This window comes from Streptomyces smyrnaeus (assembly GCF_017676345.1).
GTDB lineage: Bacteria > Actinomycetota > Actinomycetes > Streptomycetales > Streptomycetaceae > Streptomyces > Streptomyces smyrnaeus.
Genome location: NZ_JAFFZM010000012.1, coordinates 89,987 through 103,987, shown reverse-complemented (window position 1 = coordinate 103,987; position 14,001 = coordinate 89,987). Strand labels below are relative to the sequence as shown.

Sequence of the window (14,001 nt, the reverse complement as noted above, 5' to 3'; positions counted from 1 at the left end):
CATCCCGCTCCCGGTCAGCGGGACCGCTCGGCCCCGCTCGGCTTCCCGGTCCGGGCGAAGGCCGCCGACCGGAGCACCTCCACCAGGGCCGCCACCGTCGGACGATGCTCCGCGGCCGACCGGACGACCACGACGATGTGACGCTCCATGGCCTCGCGCAGCCCGATGACATCGAGCCGCGAGGCCCGCAGCCGCAGCATCAGGTCGGTCACCACGCTCACCCCCACACCCGTCTCGACCAGGGCCAGGGTCGCGGCGGTGTCGGTCACCTCGTGCAGCACCCGTGGCTCGAAGCCCGCCCGGCGGCAGGCGGTGAGCACGGCGCGCCCGTAGTAGCTGTCGGCGGACGGCAGGATCCACCCCTCTTCCCGCATCTCCGCCAGGGAGGCCGTCTTCCGGCCGGGCATGGCGCCGGCCGGAACCGCGAGGGAGAACCGCTCCCGGGACAGCGGCAGTACGCACAAGGACGGATCACGGGGAATGGGAACGTCGGGGTAGTCCAACCCGAGCGCCAGATCCACCGCGCCGCCGGCCACCGCGTCGTACACGTCGTCCACATCCATGTCCCGGCTGCGCACGGTCAGCCCGGGATGCACCTCCCGGGCACGGCGCAGCGCCGGGGGGAGGATCTCGGCGGCGGCCGTGGTGAACAGCCCGATCCGCAAGGTCCCCGAGATCTCGGTACGGGTGCGCTCCAGCGCCTCGACGGCCTCGGCCTCCGTGGCCAGGATGCGCTCGGCGTGCGCGGCGAGGGTCAGCCCCGCGTCGGTCAACTCGACCCGGCGTCCCACTCTCCGCAGCAGTTCCATGCCCGTGGACTTCTCCAGGGCGGCGATCTGCTGGGACACCCCGCCCGGCGTGTATCCCAGGGCCTTCGCCACCGCGGTGACCGTTCCCTGCCGGGTCAGCTCCACCAGCGATCGCAGTTGCGCGCTCGTCCACTCCATATAGAGACCGTAAACGGATCGGCGCAGGAACTGTTCATGGACGTCAACGTTCGGGCTGCTGCACGATGTGGGGCAGACAGCTGATCAGCACCGCCTCGCACTGACAGCCACGCCGCGTCCGGGCCCCGCCACGCGTCCGCCCGTCGCCGGCCGTCGGAAGGGATCGGCCCATGCCCTCCTCCGCTCTCCGCACCGTTCCGCACTCCGCCGATGTCGTGATCATCGGCGGCGGTGTGATGGGTGCAAGCACCGCCTTCCACCTCGCCGAGGCCGGGGTACGCGACATCGTCGTACTCGAACGCGGCGAGGTGGGCTGCGGCAGCTCGGGCAAGCCGATCGGTGGCGTACGCGCCCAGTTCTCCGACCCGCTCAACATCGAGCTGGGCCACCGCAGCCTGCACGCCTACCGGAACTTCCGCGCCCGCCCCGGCGCCGACATCCGGCTCGACACCGTCGGCTATCTGTTCCTGCTCACGACGGAGGAACAGGTGGCCGACTTCGAGTCCGGGGTCGGCGTCCAGAACGGTCTCGGCGTGCCCAGCCGTATGATCGGCCCGCGGGAGGCGCAGCAGTTGTGCCCCTGGCTGAGCACTGACGGCCTGGTGGCCGCCGCGTACTCCCCCACCGACGGCCACGCCCGTCCGGGGCTCGTCGTTCGGGGCTACGCGAAGGCCGCCGCCGACACCGGCGTCACCTTCGCCACGCACACCGAGGTCACCGGTATCGACACCGCCGGCACCCGGGTGGCCCGGGTGCACACCAGCAACGGGGCCATCGCCTGCGGCACCGTCATCTGTGCAGCGGGGGCGTGGTCCCGGCAGATCGGCGACATGGTCGGCGTCAGCCTCCCCGTACGGCCGGTGCGACGGCAGCTGGCGTTCAGCGCGCCGCTCGTCCCGCCCGCGCCGCGCATCCCCTTCACCATCGACTTCTCCTCCACCGCCTACTTCCACAACAGCGACGACGGACTGCTGTTCGGGCTCGCCGACCCCGATCAGCCCGAGGGCTTCGACACCACCTGGACCCCGGAGTGGCTGGAGCTGTTCCGCGCCGCCGTCCGCCGCCGCGCCCCCGCACTGGCCGACCTGGGGACCGTCGGCGGATGGGCCGGTCTGTACGAGAACACCCCGGACCACAACGCGCTGATCGGCCGCTCCGGCGAGCTCGACAACTTCCTGTACGCCACCGGCTTCTCCGGACACGGCTTCCTGCAGGCGCCCGCGGTGGGAGAAGTCGTGCGGGACCTGTATCTGGAACGCCGGCCGTTCGCCGACATCGGCCCGTTCAGCGCAGACCGCTTCCGTTCCGGCGCCGAGGCCCGTCCCGAAGCCCATGTGGTGTGAACCCGGTGCCCCCTCCCTCCGCGGCGCCCAGCGCGTTGTGCGATGCGAAAGGCCGAACAATGTCAACGCTCAGCCAGTGGCGGCTCCGGGCCGCCTTCGCCGACCGGCTCTCAAAGATGTACGGGCGGGAGGTGCCCGCCTACACCACGCTCGTGGACGTCTCGCGCGAGGTCAACGAAGACGTGCTGCGCGCACAGGGTGCCGACGCCGAACGCCTGGGGTCCATCAGTCGGGTGACCGCCGAGCGCCACGGCGCGATCCGCGTCGGCACGCCCCGGGAACTGCAGCAGGTCGGCCGGGTGTTCGCGGCGCTCGGTATGCACCCTGTCGGCTTCTACGATCTGCGCGAGGCCGCCACCAGTGCCGTCCCCGTCGTCTCCACCGCCTTCCGGCCGGTCGAGCGCGAGGAGTTGGCCCGCAACCCCTTCCGGGTCTTCACCTCCATGCTCACCCCGGCCGACCCCCGCTTCTTCGACCCCGACCTGCGCGCCCGGCTGGAGGCCTTCCTCGCGGGTCGTGAGCTCTTCCCACCGGAACTGCTCGCGCTGGCGGACCGCGCCGCCGCCGAACGGGAACTCCCCCAGGAGGACGCCGAGCGCTTCCTCCAACTCGCCGTCGAGGCCTTCGAACTGTCCCCGGAGCCGGTCGACAGGTCGTGGTACCGGGCCCTGGAGCGCATCTCCGCGGTCGCCGCGGACATCGGCGGAGTGCGCAGTACCCACATCAACCACCTCACTCCGCGCGTCCTCGACATCGACGAGCTGTACCGCCGGATGACCGAGCGCGGTATCGAGATGATCGACACCATCCAGGGGCCGCCCGCGTGGCGCGGGCCGGACGTCCTGCTGCGGCAGACCTCCTTCAGGGCCCTGGCCGAACCCCGCGCGATGCGTACCCCGGACGGCAGCGTCATCAGCGGCGCCCTGCGCGTGCGCTTCGGGGAGGTGGAGGCACGCGGCATCGCCCTCACCCGCGAGGGCCGCGCCCGCTACGACAACCTGCTCGGACTGGTCGACGAGCGGAGCGCCCAGTCGCCCGGAGAAGCACGCGCGGACATCGCCCGCACCGTGTGGGAACAGCACATGCCCGACACCGAACAGGAGCTCGCCGCCCAGGGGCTGGCCTACTTCACCTACCGGGTGGCCGCCGACCGGCCCCGCGACGGCAGCCCTCCCCCGAACAGCGTCAGCGAACTGGTGCGGCAGGGCCGGGTCCGCGCCGAGCCCATCGTCTACGAGGACTTCCTGCCCCGCTCGGCCGCCGGCATCTTCCAGTCCAACCTCGGTTCGGAAGGCACCCGGGACAACGAGCAGCAGGGAGCAGCCTACGACGCCGACTGGCTCTCCGGGGCCGTCGGACGCGACGTTCTCGATCCCTACGCGCTCTACGAGCAGCAGCAGAACCGCTCCCTCGCCCAGGTGGCGAGCGAGTTGGGGCACGACGGTGCCCTCCTTCGCCCTGTCCCTCCCCTCCACCCCCAAGGATGACCATGACCAGCGACAGCCCCGCCCTGCCCACCACGCACGAACTGCGGGCCCGCGCGCTCGCCGGCCTCGGCAACCTCGGCGTCACCGTTCCGGAAGGCGGTGACTTCCACGCGCGCACCCCCCTCACCGGGGAGAATCTCTTCGGGCTGCAGGCCGCCACCGCGGGCGACGCCGAAGCCGCCGTGGCCGATGCCCACGCCGCGTTCCTCACCTGGCGCTCCACGCCCGCCCCGCGCCGCGGTGAACTGGTGCGCCGACTGGGCGAGCTGCTGCGCGAGCACAAGAGCGACCTCGCCGACCTCGTCACCATCGAGGCGGGCAAGATCCGGTCCGAAGCCCTCGGCGAGGTCCAGGAGATGATCGACATCTGCGACTTCGCCGTCGGCCTGTCCCGGCAGCTGTACGGCCGCACCATCGCCTCCGAGCGGCCCGGCCACCGCTTGGCCGAGACCTGGCACCCGCTCGGCGTGGTCGGTGTCGTCTCCGCCTTCAACTTCCCCGCCGCCGTGTGGTCGTGGAACACCGCCGTCGCCCTCGCCTGCGGTGACACCGTCGTGTGGAAGCCCTCCGAACTCACCCCGCTGATCTCGCTGGCCTGCGACCATCTGCTGTGCCGTGCGGCCGACGAGGTCGGCGCTCCCCGCGATGTGCACCGGCTGCTGCTCGGCGACCGGGCCGTCGGCGAGCGGCTGGTCGACGATCCGCGCGTCGCCCTCGTCAGCGCCACCGGCTCGACGCGGATGGGCCGCGAGGTCGGCCCCCGGGTCGCGGCCCGCTTCGGCCGCAGTCTGCTGGAGCTCGGCGGCAACAACGCGGCGATCGTCGCCCCGTCCGCCGATCTCGATCTCGCCGTCCAGGGCATCGTGTTCGCCGCGGCGGGCACCGCCGGCCAGCGCTGCACGACGCTGCGCCGCCTCATCGTCCACCGCGACATCGCCGAAACACTCGTCGAACGTCTGGTCGCCGCCTACCGCAGGCTTCCCATCGGTGACCCGTTCGACGAGAACACCCTGGTGGGGCCGCTCATCTCCACCGCGTCGCTGGACGCGATGAACAGCGCCCTCGCCCGCGTCCAGGCGCAGGGCGGCAAGGTCCTCGCGGGCGGCAACCGGCGGCTGTCCCAGGCAGCGCCCCGTGCGGCCTACGCCGAACCGGTCCTCGTCCGCGTCGACGAACAGACCGATGTCGTACGGGAGGAGACCTTCGCACCGATCCTCTACGTCCTCACCTACGACACCCTGGAGGAGGCGATCGAGCTGCACAACGACGTCCCCCAGGGCCTGTCGTCCAGCATCTTCACCCGCGACCAGCAGGAGGCCGAGATCTTCCTCTCCGCGGCGGGCTCCGACTGCGGCATCGCCAATGTCAACATCGGCACCTCAGGCGCGGAGATCGGCGGCGCCTTCGGCGGAGAGAAGGAGACCGGCGGCGGACGGGAGTCGGGCTCCGACGCCTGGAAGGCCTATATGCGCTCGGCCACCAACACCATCAACTACTCCAGCGAACTCTCCCTCGCCCAGAATGTCAGCTTCCTGTGAGCACCCGTGCGCAGCAGCCGCGCCTCGAGATGGCAGGCTGAGCGGCGGACGGCACCGGGGAAGCGGACGGCACCGAGGGGGAAGAGTTGCCCGCACTGCGCCAGGCCCAGGTCGGCGACCACGGCACGATCGTCGATTGCGTACAGCGGTGGTGGGGAGACTCACGCACCCCGCAGCAGGCCCGCGAACTGTCGCTGCTGCTCCCCAAGCTGTTCTTGCAGTTCTTCTCCCGCACCAGCCTGGTGCTGGAGGACGACACGGGTATCCGGGGCTTCCTCGTCGGCTTCCATGCCGCCGACAACGACGAGGAGGCCTACATCCACTTCGTGGGTGTGGATCCGCAGCTGCGGGGTCAGGGCATGGCCCGCACGCTCTACACGGCGTTCTTCCACCGCGCCGCCGAGGCAGGCAGGACTCAGGTGCGGGCCATCACCTCGCCCGCGAACACCGGGTCCATCGCTTTCCACCGCGCACTGGGCTTCACCGTGGAAAGCGGGGACCGCGAGGTCGACGGTCTGCCCGTGCACAGCGACTACGACGGCCCCGGGCAGGACCGGGTGTGCTTCCGCAGGACGCTCGGTTCCTGACCGCCCCGACCGCTGCCCCTGTCCGCGGGCTCGGCGGTGCCGGATCGGCGCCGCCGAGCAGCCCCTCGGGCCGGTCGGTACGGCAGCGCCGGGGCGGCTGCCCACCGCAGCGACCTGCGCGCATACCCTGGCGGCAGCCCACCGCACCTCCAGGACGTCAGGAGCGTTCATGAGCGCCACCCCGCACGCCACTTCGTCCCGTACCGCTGTTGTCACCGGCGCGAGCAGCGGTATCGGCGCCGCCACCGCGCGCCGGCTGGCGGCGTCCGGCTACCGGGTGGTGCTCACAGCACGCCGCGCGGACCGCATCGAGGCGCTGGCGGCGGAGCTCGACGACGCGGGTCACCAGGCGGAGGCGTACGCCCTGGATGTGACGGACCGGGCGGCGGTCGACGAGTTCGCCGGGCGGTTCAGCACGCTGCACGTCCTGGTGAACAACGCGGGCGGCGCGCTGGGGGCCGACCCTGTGGCCTCCGGCGACCCGGACGACTGGCGGGCGATGTACGAGACGAACGTCCTGGGCACGCTGCACGCCACCCAGGCGCTGCTGCCCGCACTGACCGCGAGCGGCGACGGCACGGTCGTGGTGCTCTCCTCCACCGCCGGGCACGCGACGTACGAGGGCGGGGCCGGTTATGTCGCGGCCAAGCACGGGCAGCATGTGCTCGCGGAGACGCTGCGGCTGGAGATCGTCGGCGATCCGGTACGGGTGATCGAGATCGCGCCCGGCATGGTCAGGACCGACGAGTTCGCGCTGACCCGCTTCCGCGGGGACGAGGAGAAGGCAGCGAAGGTGTACGCGGGCGTGGCCGAGCCGCTGACCGCCGACGACGTCGCCGACACGATCGTCTGGTCCGTCACACGCCCCAGCCACGTCAACGTCGACCTGCTGGTGGTCCGCCCGCGCGCCCAGGCGTCCAACACGAAGGTGCACCGGGAGCCGTGACACCCGGGGCGGAACCGGCCCGGGTCACGCGATCCCGCTCAGCGCGGCGCCCCGAGCCCGTCCGGTCCTTGCAGCCGATCCGGTCCTCCGAGCCGCAGCATCACCTTTCCGCAGCCCGCCGCGGGGTCGGCCGCGACGGCCAGGGCCCGGGCGCCCTCCGCCAGATCGAAGCGGTGGCTGATGACCGGGGTGACGTCGAGACCGTCCCGCATGGCCGCCAGGGCGTCGTCGATCTCCTCCACGAAGCGGTAGGAACCGCTCCAGGTGATCTCACGGGTCACCAGATCGCCGAGCACGGCGGGCGCCGGAGTGCCGGGCAGATTGCCGACCTGGATCAGATGTCCGCCCCGCGCGGTTGCCCGCAGCACCGCTCCGAGCGCCCCGGGCGCGCCGGACGCCTCGAAGACGACCTCCACGTCCTCGGGGAGCTCCTGGCCCTCGGACAGATCGCGGGTGTCGTGGGCGCCCATCGCACGGGCGACCTCCAGCGCGCCCTGGGCCACATCGGCGGCGGTCACATGGGCGGCTCCGGCGTGCCGTAGCGCGGCGACCAGCAGGGAGCCGATCGGCCCCGCCCCGTTGACCAGCACGGCGCGGTCCCGCAGCGCGGGAGCCCGGCGGACGGCGTGCACGGCGACGGCCAGCGGTTCAGCGAGGGCGCCGTGTTCGGTGGAGACGCCCTCGGGCAGCGGTCGCAGCTGTGCGGCGGGCACGGTGCGGTATTCGCTGAAGCCGCCGTCGGTGTGCGGGTCGAAGGCGGCGGAGCCGAAGTACCGCACGTGGGGCAGCAGGTTGGTGCGGCCCGCCAGCCGCTCGGGGAGACTGGTGTCGCCGACCGGCTGGGCGGGGTGCACGGTGACGGGAGTCCCCTCGGTGATCCGGGCACCGCCGGTGACCCCGGGTCCGACGGCGGCGATCCGGCCGGCTACCTCGTGCCCGAGTACCAGGGGATGGACGAGCGTGGCGGTGCCGGAGGCCCCGTGTCTCCAGTAGGCGATGTCGGAGCCGCAGATGCCGCCCCACTCCAGTGCGAGCAGTACTTCGCCGGGGCCGGGAGCGGGCACGGGCCGCTCGTCGACCCGTACGTCACCGGGTCCGTGGACCACGACGGCTTTCATACGGCGTCCTCCGCGCGGACCAGGTCGCGACCGCGGGTCTCGGGGGCGAGCAGGGCGGACAGCAGGGTGATGAGGGAGTAGACGACGAGCATGACGGCGATCGGCCACCAGCTCCCGGTCGCCGCGGTCAGCGCGGCGGCGAGCACCGGGCCGATCGCGGTCGCCAGGACGCCGCCTATCTCCTTGGCCACCGCCAGCTGGGTGAAGCGGGTGCGGGAGCCGAAGAGTTCGGCCATGGTGACGCTCTCCAGCGAGAACAGGCCCAGGACGCCGATGTTCAGCGCGAGGATCATGCCGAGTGTCAGCGCGACGGTGTTCCCATGGGCGATCATCAGCATGAGCGGGAACGCCAGCACGATGGTCAGGCCGGACAGCGCGACGTAGACGGGCCGGCGGCCCCAGCGGTCTCCGGCCATGCCGATCAGCGGCACGGTGACGAAGCCGAGCAGCGAGCCGTAGAGGATGGCGTCGGTGGGCACGGAGCGGTCGACGGCCAGGGTCCCGGCGATATAGCCCACCAGGAAGGTCTGTATCAGACCGGAGTTGCCGGCCTGGCCGAAGCGCAGGCCGAGCGTCAGGAAGAAGGCCCGGCCCTTGCGCTGCCGCAGCCCCGCCTCCAGCGTGGCCGCCGCGCCACCGGCGGGCTGTCCGGCGTACGCGGGCTGCGGGCTCTCGTCCCTGCCGGCGGGCTGCTCATCGCGGCTCGTGGGCTGCTCGGCGGCTGCGGAGCGCGATCCGCCGCTGTCGAGGGCCACTCCGTCGACGACGTCGGGGCGCTCCTCGAAGACCGGGCTCTCCTTGAGGTTGCGGCGCAGCCACAGGGCGAACAGCAGCGGGAGGAAGCTCAGCAGGAACGGCAGCCGCCAGCCCCAGGAGAGCAGTTGGTCCTCGGACAGCACGGCCAGCAGCACGGCCCACAGCCCGGACGCCGCCAGAGTGCCGGTGTTGGTGCCCAGCGACGCCAGCGAGGCGACCAGACCACGGCGGCGGACCGGGGCGTACTCGGCGAGCATGACGGTGGCACCGGCGATCTCGGCACCGGCGCCGAACCCCTGGACCAGGCGCAGGGCCACCAGCAGGGAGGGAGCCAGCAGTCCGATCTCGGCGTAGGTGGGCAGCGCGCCGATCAGCGTCGTGGAGGCGCCCATCATGAGGATGGTGAGGACCAGGACCTTCTTGCGGCCGACCCGGTCGCCCATCCGGCCGAAGTAGACGGCGCCGACCAGGCGGGCCACGTAGCCGACGCCGTAGGTGGCCATGGCGGCCAGGAGGCCGAACGCCGGGCCGGCGCCCGGGAAGAAGATCTTGTTGAAGACGATCGCCGCGGCCAGCGAGTAGAGCTGGAAGTCCATGAACTCCATCGCTGTGCCCAGCCATCCGGAGACGGCGGCTCTGGTCAGATCGCGGGTCGTTCGCTGCACACGACCGGTGCCCGCCGGCTCGGTTGCGGCGCTGTGCGTCATCGGAACTCCGTCGTTCGTCGAGGCAAGTGGGGAGGGGGACGTATGTCCGGCGTTCGGGTCAGACCTCGATCCGGCCGACCCGCAGCGCGGGCAGCCGGGCCGCGACGGCGCCGGTGAGCGCGGTGTCGTCGGCGAGGTCGGCGGCGCCGAGCGCGGTGAGCAGGGCGCGGACGGTGCCGGTGGGCTCCGGGTGGCCGCGCCAGCAGTCGGCGAGGGTTTCGGCCGCGGGGTCGGCGGCCTGCCGGTCCGGGTGGGTGGCGTACACCCAGCCCGCGAGGGCGACTTCGAGGAGGGGGGTGGGGGTGCCGGCCGCACGCAGTGTGCGCAGCGCGGGCAGCCAGCGTTCGGGGAGCTTGAGCGAACCGTCGGTGGCGATCTGCCGCAGTTGGTGGTCCATGGCCGGGTTGCGGAAGCGGGTCACGAGTTCGGCGGCGTAGGCCACCGGATCGGGCCCGCCCGGCGGCAGGGTGGGGGCCAGTTCGGCGCACAGGCCGCGCACCAGCGGGGCGCCCCAGTCGGTGTCCAGCGCTTCGGCGACGGTGGTCCGGCCGGCCGCGGACCCGAGGTAGGCGAGTGCGGAGTGGCAGCCGTTGAGCAGCCGGAGTTTGGTGAGCTGGTAGGGGGTGGTGTCGGGGACGAACAGCGCGCCGTCCAGCTCCCAGGGGGGCCGGGGTGCGGCGAAGGAGTCCTCCAGTACCCAGCTGCGGTACGGCTCACCGGTCACGGCGGCCGTGTCCCGCTGTCCGAGCGCCTTGGCCGCGCGTGCCAGGTCGGTGTCGGTGGTGGCGGGGACGATCCGGTCGACGACCGTGCCGGGGAAGGCGACGGCGGTGGCCATCCTGTCGAGTACGGTCCGCCGGTCGGGCCAGCCGCTCGCGGCGATGAAGTCCCGTACGGCGGCGCCCAGTACGGCGCCGTTGTCCGCCATGTTGTCGCAGGAGACGACGGTCAGGGGCGCCGCACCGGACCGCATCCTGGCGGCCAGCCCGGCGGCCAGCCGCCCGACCACGGTGGACAGCCGCTCCGCAGAGCTCCCGGCCCCGATCCCGGCTCCGGCTCCGGCCGCGGTGCGTTCCAGGTCCGCGGCGATTGCCGGTGCCGCCCGGTCCAGGACGGGCCCCTCGCGGGGGTCCCGTCCGGCCAGGCGGTGATAGCCCTTCTCGGTGACGGTGAGGGTGACGACCGTGACCTCGGGATCGGCGAGCAGCGCGTCGACCCGCGCGGCGTCCTCGGTCATCACCAGTGCGCCGGTCAGCGCGGCGACGACCCGGGTGGCGGCGCCGTCCGGGCGGCGCTCGGTGAACGAGTACAGGAGGTCCTGTTCGCGCAGTGCCCCGGCCGCCGCGGGCGAGCGGGGCGCGACCGCGGTGATCCCCCAGGGCTCCCCTGAGCGGGCGGCCGCCTGCTCGGTCCATACGGCCTGGTGCGCCCGGTGGAAGGCACCGAGCCCGAAGTGGACGACGCGGGTGCGCAGCGCGTCCGGGTCGATGGCGGGACGGCACTCGTGCGGAAGCCGGTGCAGGGTCGCCCGGCCGAGACGGGGCGGCGCCGCCCGGTCGGTGCGGTCGGAGGCGGTCACCAGTCGTGGACCGATCCGTCGAGGCGGCGGGCCACCGGTAGATAGCGCTGTTCGTACGGGAAGCGGGCCGCGGCGGTCTCGTCGTACTCCACTCCCAGGCCCGGTTCCTCGGAGGGGTGCAGCATGCCGTCGGAGAAGGTGACGCCGCCCGGGAAGACCTCGGCCGCCTCCTCGGGGTGGCCCATGTACTCCTGGATGCCGAAGTTGGGCACGGCCAGGTCGAGGTGGACGTTGGCGCTGAGACTGACCGGGGACAGGTCGGTGGCCCCGTGCGACCCGGTGCGTACCTGGTAGAGGGCGGCGAGGTCGAAGATCCGGCGCAGATGGGTGATGCCTCCGGCGTGCACGACGGTGGTGCGTACGTAGTCGATGAGCTGCTCGGTGATCAGCTGCTGGACGTCCCAGATCGAAGTGAGCACCTCCCCGACCGCGACCGGCGTTGTGGTGTGCTGCCGGATGAGGCGGAAGGCTTCCTGGTTCTCGGCCGGTGTCGGGTCCTCCATCCACATCAGCCCGACGTCCTCGACGCGCTTGCCGAAGCGGGCGGCTTCCATCGGGGTGAGCCGGTGGTGGACGTCGTGCAGGAGGTGGAAGCCGAGGCCGAAGCGTTCGCGTACCGCCTCCAGATAGGTGGGGGCGAAGCGCAGATACGCCTCGGTGTCCCAGGGCTGCTCCTGGGGCAGCGCGGTGGCGGCCGGCTCGTAGAGCCTGCCCTTGCGCACCCCGTAGGTGCCGCCGACGTCGGGGACGGCGGCCTGGGCCCGGACCGCCTTGTAGCCGAGTTCGAGGAAGCGTTCGACATCGTCGAGGAGGGCGGGGACGTCGGTGCCGCTGGCGTGCGAGTAGACGAGGACGCCGTCGCGGGAGCGGCCACCGAGCAGCTGGTAGACGGGGAGCCCCGCGGTCTTGCCCTTGATGTCCCACAGGGCCGTGTCGACGGCGGAGACGGCGGTCATGGTGACCGGTCCGCGCCGCCAGTAGGCGCCCTTGTACAGGTACTGCCAGATGTCCTCGATACGGGCCGGGTCCTTGCCGATCAGCAGGGGGGCGACATGGTCGCGCAGATACGCGGCGACGGCCAGCTCCCGTCCGTTGAGGGTGGCGTCGCCGAGGCCGGTGACCCCGTCGGTGGTGGTGATGCGCAGGGTCACGAACGTGCGTCCCGGGGAAGCGACGAACACCTCGGCGTGCTCGATCTTGCTCACGGCGTCCCTTCTCCTTCAAACGGCCGGGTGAAGCGGCCAATGGTCGGGCAGGACTTGTATACAAGCACTTGTCGGCCAGATGGACAAGAGGTGCACCCCGCTCACCTGTGCTTCTGTCCGGGCCCGACGGGCGCACCCTCCCGATACGATGGGCCGCATGGCTGACTCGAACCGGCGGACGACCAGCCGGCGCGCCCTCTACAACCGGCTGCGCCGGATGGTCCTGACCCTGGAGCTCCCCCCGGGCGCCGCCCTCTCCGAGAACGAGTTGGCGGCCTCCCTCGGGGTGAGCCGCACCCCGGTCCGGGAGAGCTTGATCATGCTGGCCCAGGACGGGCTGGTGCAGATCTTCCCCAAGATCGGCTCCTTCGTCTCCCGGGTCGACCCGGCCCAGGTCGCGGACGCCCAGTTCCTGCGCGAGGCGGTCGAACTGGCCGCGCTGGAGGACCTGCCCGCGGAACTCGACCCCGGCGTCGTCGCCGAACTGCGGGACAACCTGGAGCACCAGCGCGGCCCCGAGCTGGATCTGGAGGAGTTCTTCACCCTGGACGAGGCGTTCCACCAGGGCCTGCTGCGGTTGAGCGGCCACGCCAACGCCTGGACGACCGTCGCCGCCGCCAAGGGGCACCTGGACCGCGCCCGTCGGCTCGGGCTCCACGAGCACGCCTCCTCGGCCGCGTTCGCCGACCAGCACACTCAGATCTTCGAGGCGGTCCTCAGCGGCGACACGGACGGCGCCCGCACGGCCATGCGCACCCATCTGCGCGCGGTCTTCAGCGACATCGAACGCATCCGCGCCCACTCCCCCCAGCTGTTCGCCAGCGACCCGGGAGCCGTCCCGGTCCGGCGCAGCGTCGCCGTCTGGGAGTGAGCGGCCCGCCGGGCGGGGAGCACCGGCACCGCAGGCCGCTCGCGCCGCGGCGGGCCGCAGCGCGCCGAGCAGACCTCAGCAGTGCCGTGCCGCCTCGCAGAAGGCCGGCGGGATGCTGCGCGTCTCGATGGTGACGCCTCCGCGCAGGCGTCCCCCGGCGATGGCGGCGGCACCGAGGGCGACGTGCACCCACATGTTGAACTGGATCTCCTTGGCCACCCGCAGCCGGCTGTAGAGCAGGTCGGCCCACCAGTCACCGGCGCGGGACCACGCTTCGACCTCGAACCGCAGCTCGTCCCCGGCCTCGCGGGCCGCGAACTGGATCTGTCCCGCCTCCAGGTGTCCGCGCAGCGTGCCCAGCCGGATGGTGACCGGGTCGCGGTGGAGCACCCGGACGGGCCCGTCCCAGGGGCCCGGCATCTGCACCCGATACTCGTCGCCGGGGCGCGCGGGCCCCTCCTCGCCCCGCGTCTTGTGGAAGACCGCCACGGTCGAGGGGGCGGGCCGGTTCAGGTCCGCGGCCATGGCGCCGATCAGCGCCTCGGGCCCCAGCCGGGCACCGTGGATGCGGACGCTGAAGCGGCGGTGGAACATCGGGCCCACGCCGTCGACGAGGCGCTTGGTGAGCTCGTCGACGAATGCGCTCGGCAGCGGCGGCGGCAGATCGTCGGCGTCCCCCTCCACCTCGCTGCGGTGCAGCGCGGTCACCCGCCACATGTACTCCCAGGAGACCAGCAGGACACCCACCGGGAAGCGCAGGAGCGTGCCGATCCGCCGTCGCGGTGACGGCTTGCCCGGCAGCCTGGCCGGAGGCCCGTCCGAGCCGTTCCGGACGGGGCCGCCGGCTCCCAGCCGCATCCGACCCTGTAGGGACATAACACCTATGACACCATGAATGGGGCATAGGTGCGTACTGG

General features: G+C 72.4%; 12 protein-coding genes. 6 read left to right on the top strand and 6 right to left on the bottom strand.

Going from position 1 to position 14,001, the window contains the following annotated elements; translation table 11 throughout:
* Nucleotides 1-14 precede the first annotated feature (14 nt).
* Nucleotides 15-947 (bottom strand): LysR family transcriptional regulator, encoded by a 933-nt coding sequence (locus tag JW613_RS20430; RefSeq protein WP_209212274.1) that lies wholly within the window; start codon nucleotides 945-947, stop codon nucleotides 15-17.
* 170 nt (nucleotides 948-1,117) lie between these two features.
* Here JW613_RS20430 and JW613_RS20425 point away from each other — a divergent pair, with 170 nt between their 5' ends.
* The 5 genes from JW613_RS20425 (at nucleotide 1,118) to JW613_RS20405 (ending at nucleotide 6,848) form a co-directional block, all read left to right on the top strand.
* Nucleotides 1,118-2,290, top strand: a complete 1,173-nt coding sequence (locus JW613_RS20425) for an NAD(P)/FAD-dependent oxidoreductase (protein ID WP_209212273.1) — start codon at nucleotides 1,118-1,120, stop codon at nucleotides 2,288-2,290.
* Nucleotides 2,291-2,349: 59 nt separating this feature from the next.
* Nucleotides 2,350-3,777 (top strand): 2-oxoadipate dioxygenase/decarboxylase, encoded by a 1,428-nt coding sequence (gene hglS / locus JW613_RS20420; protein WP_209212272.1) that lies wholly within the window; start codon nucleotides 2,350-2,352, stop codon nucleotides 3,775-3,777.
* Nucleotides 3,778-3,779: 2 nt separating this feature from the next.
* Nucleotides 3,780-5,315 carry an L-piperidine-6-carboxylate dehydrogenase gene (amaB, locus tag JW613_RS20415; RefSeq protein WP_372447968.1) on the top strand — a complete coding sequence of 512 codons (1,536 nt, stop codon included), beginning with the start codon at nucleotides 3,780-3,782 and terminating at the stop codon, nucleotides 5,313-5,315.
* 86 nt (nucleotides 5,316-5,401) lie between these two features.
* Nucleotides 5,402-5,902: a GNAT family N-acetyltransferase gene (locus JW613_RS20410; protein ID WP_209212270.1), complete on the top strand. Its 501-nt coding sequence runs from the start codon at nucleotides 5,402-5,404 to the stop codon at nucleotides 5,900-5,902.
* A 169-nt stretch (nucleotides 5,903-6,071) separates the two neighbouring features.
* Nucleotides 6,072-6,848: an SDR family NAD(P)-dependent oxidoreductase gene (locus tag JW613_RS20405; protein ID WP_209212269.1), complete on the top strand. Its 777-nt coding sequence runs from the start codon at nucleotides 6,072-6,074 to the stop codon at nucleotides 6,846-6,848.
* A 38-nt stretch (nucleotides 6,849-6,886) separates the two neighbouring features.
* Here JW613_RS20405 and JW613_RS20400 read toward each other — a convergent pair whose 3' ends face one another.
* From JW613_RS20400 to manD, 4 genes are read right to left on the bottom strand one after another with little or no spacing between them, the layout of a single operon-like run.
* Nucleotides 6,887-7,966, bottom strand: a complete 1,080-nt coding sequence (locus JW613_RS20400; protein WP_245226006.1) for an L-idonate 5-dehydrogenase — start codon at nucleotides 7,964-7,966, stop codon at nucleotides 6,887-6,889.
* Nucleotides 7,963-9,429 carry an MFS transporter gene (locus JW613_RS20395; protein ID WP_209212268.1) on the bottom strand — a complete coding sequence of 489 codons (1,467 nt, stop codon included), beginning with the start codon at nucleotides 9,427-9,429 and terminating at the stop codon, nucleotides 7,963-7,965. The genes JW613_RS20400 and JW613_RS20395 overlap by 4 nt, the downstream gene beginning before the upstream one ends.
* Nucleotides 9,430-9,487: 58 nt before the next feature.
* Nucleotides 9,488-11,008 carry a mannitol dehydrogenase family protein gene (locus tag JW613_RS20390; RefSeq protein ID WP_209212267.1) on the bottom strand — a complete coding sequence of 507 codons (1,521 nt, stop codon included), beginning with the start codon at nucleotides 11,006-11,008 and terminating at the stop codon, nucleotides 9,488-9,490.
* Complete coding sequence (gene manD / locus JW613_RS20385) at nucleotides 11,005-12,213, bottom strand: D-mannonate dehydratase ManD (protein WP_209212266.1); 1,209 nt, start codon at nucleotides 12,211-12,213, stop codon at nucleotides 11,005-11,007. The genes JW613_RS20390 and manD overlap by 4 nt, the downstream gene beginning before the upstream one ends.
* Before the next feature lie 157 nt (nucleotides 12,214-12,370).
* Here manD and JW613_RS20380 point away from each other — a divergent pair, with 157 nt between their 5' ends.
* Complete coding sequence (locus tag JW613_RS20380) at nucleotides 12,371-13,084, top strand: GntR family transcriptional regulator (protein ID WP_209212265.1); 714 nt, start codon at nucleotides 12,371-12,373, stop codon at nucleotides 13,082-13,084.
* A 75-nt stretch (nucleotides 13,085-13,159) separates the two neighbouring features.
* On the opposite strand, the gene JW613_RS20375 is transcribed toward JW613_RS20380, so the two are convergent.
* Nucleotides 13,160-13,960, bottom strand: a complete 801-nt coding sequence (locus JW613_RS20375; protein ID WP_245226005.1) for a DUF1990 family protein — start codon at nucleotides 13,958-13,960, stop codon at nucleotides 13,160-13,162.
* Between the last annotated feature and the right edge of the window lie 41 nt (nucleotides 13,961-14,001).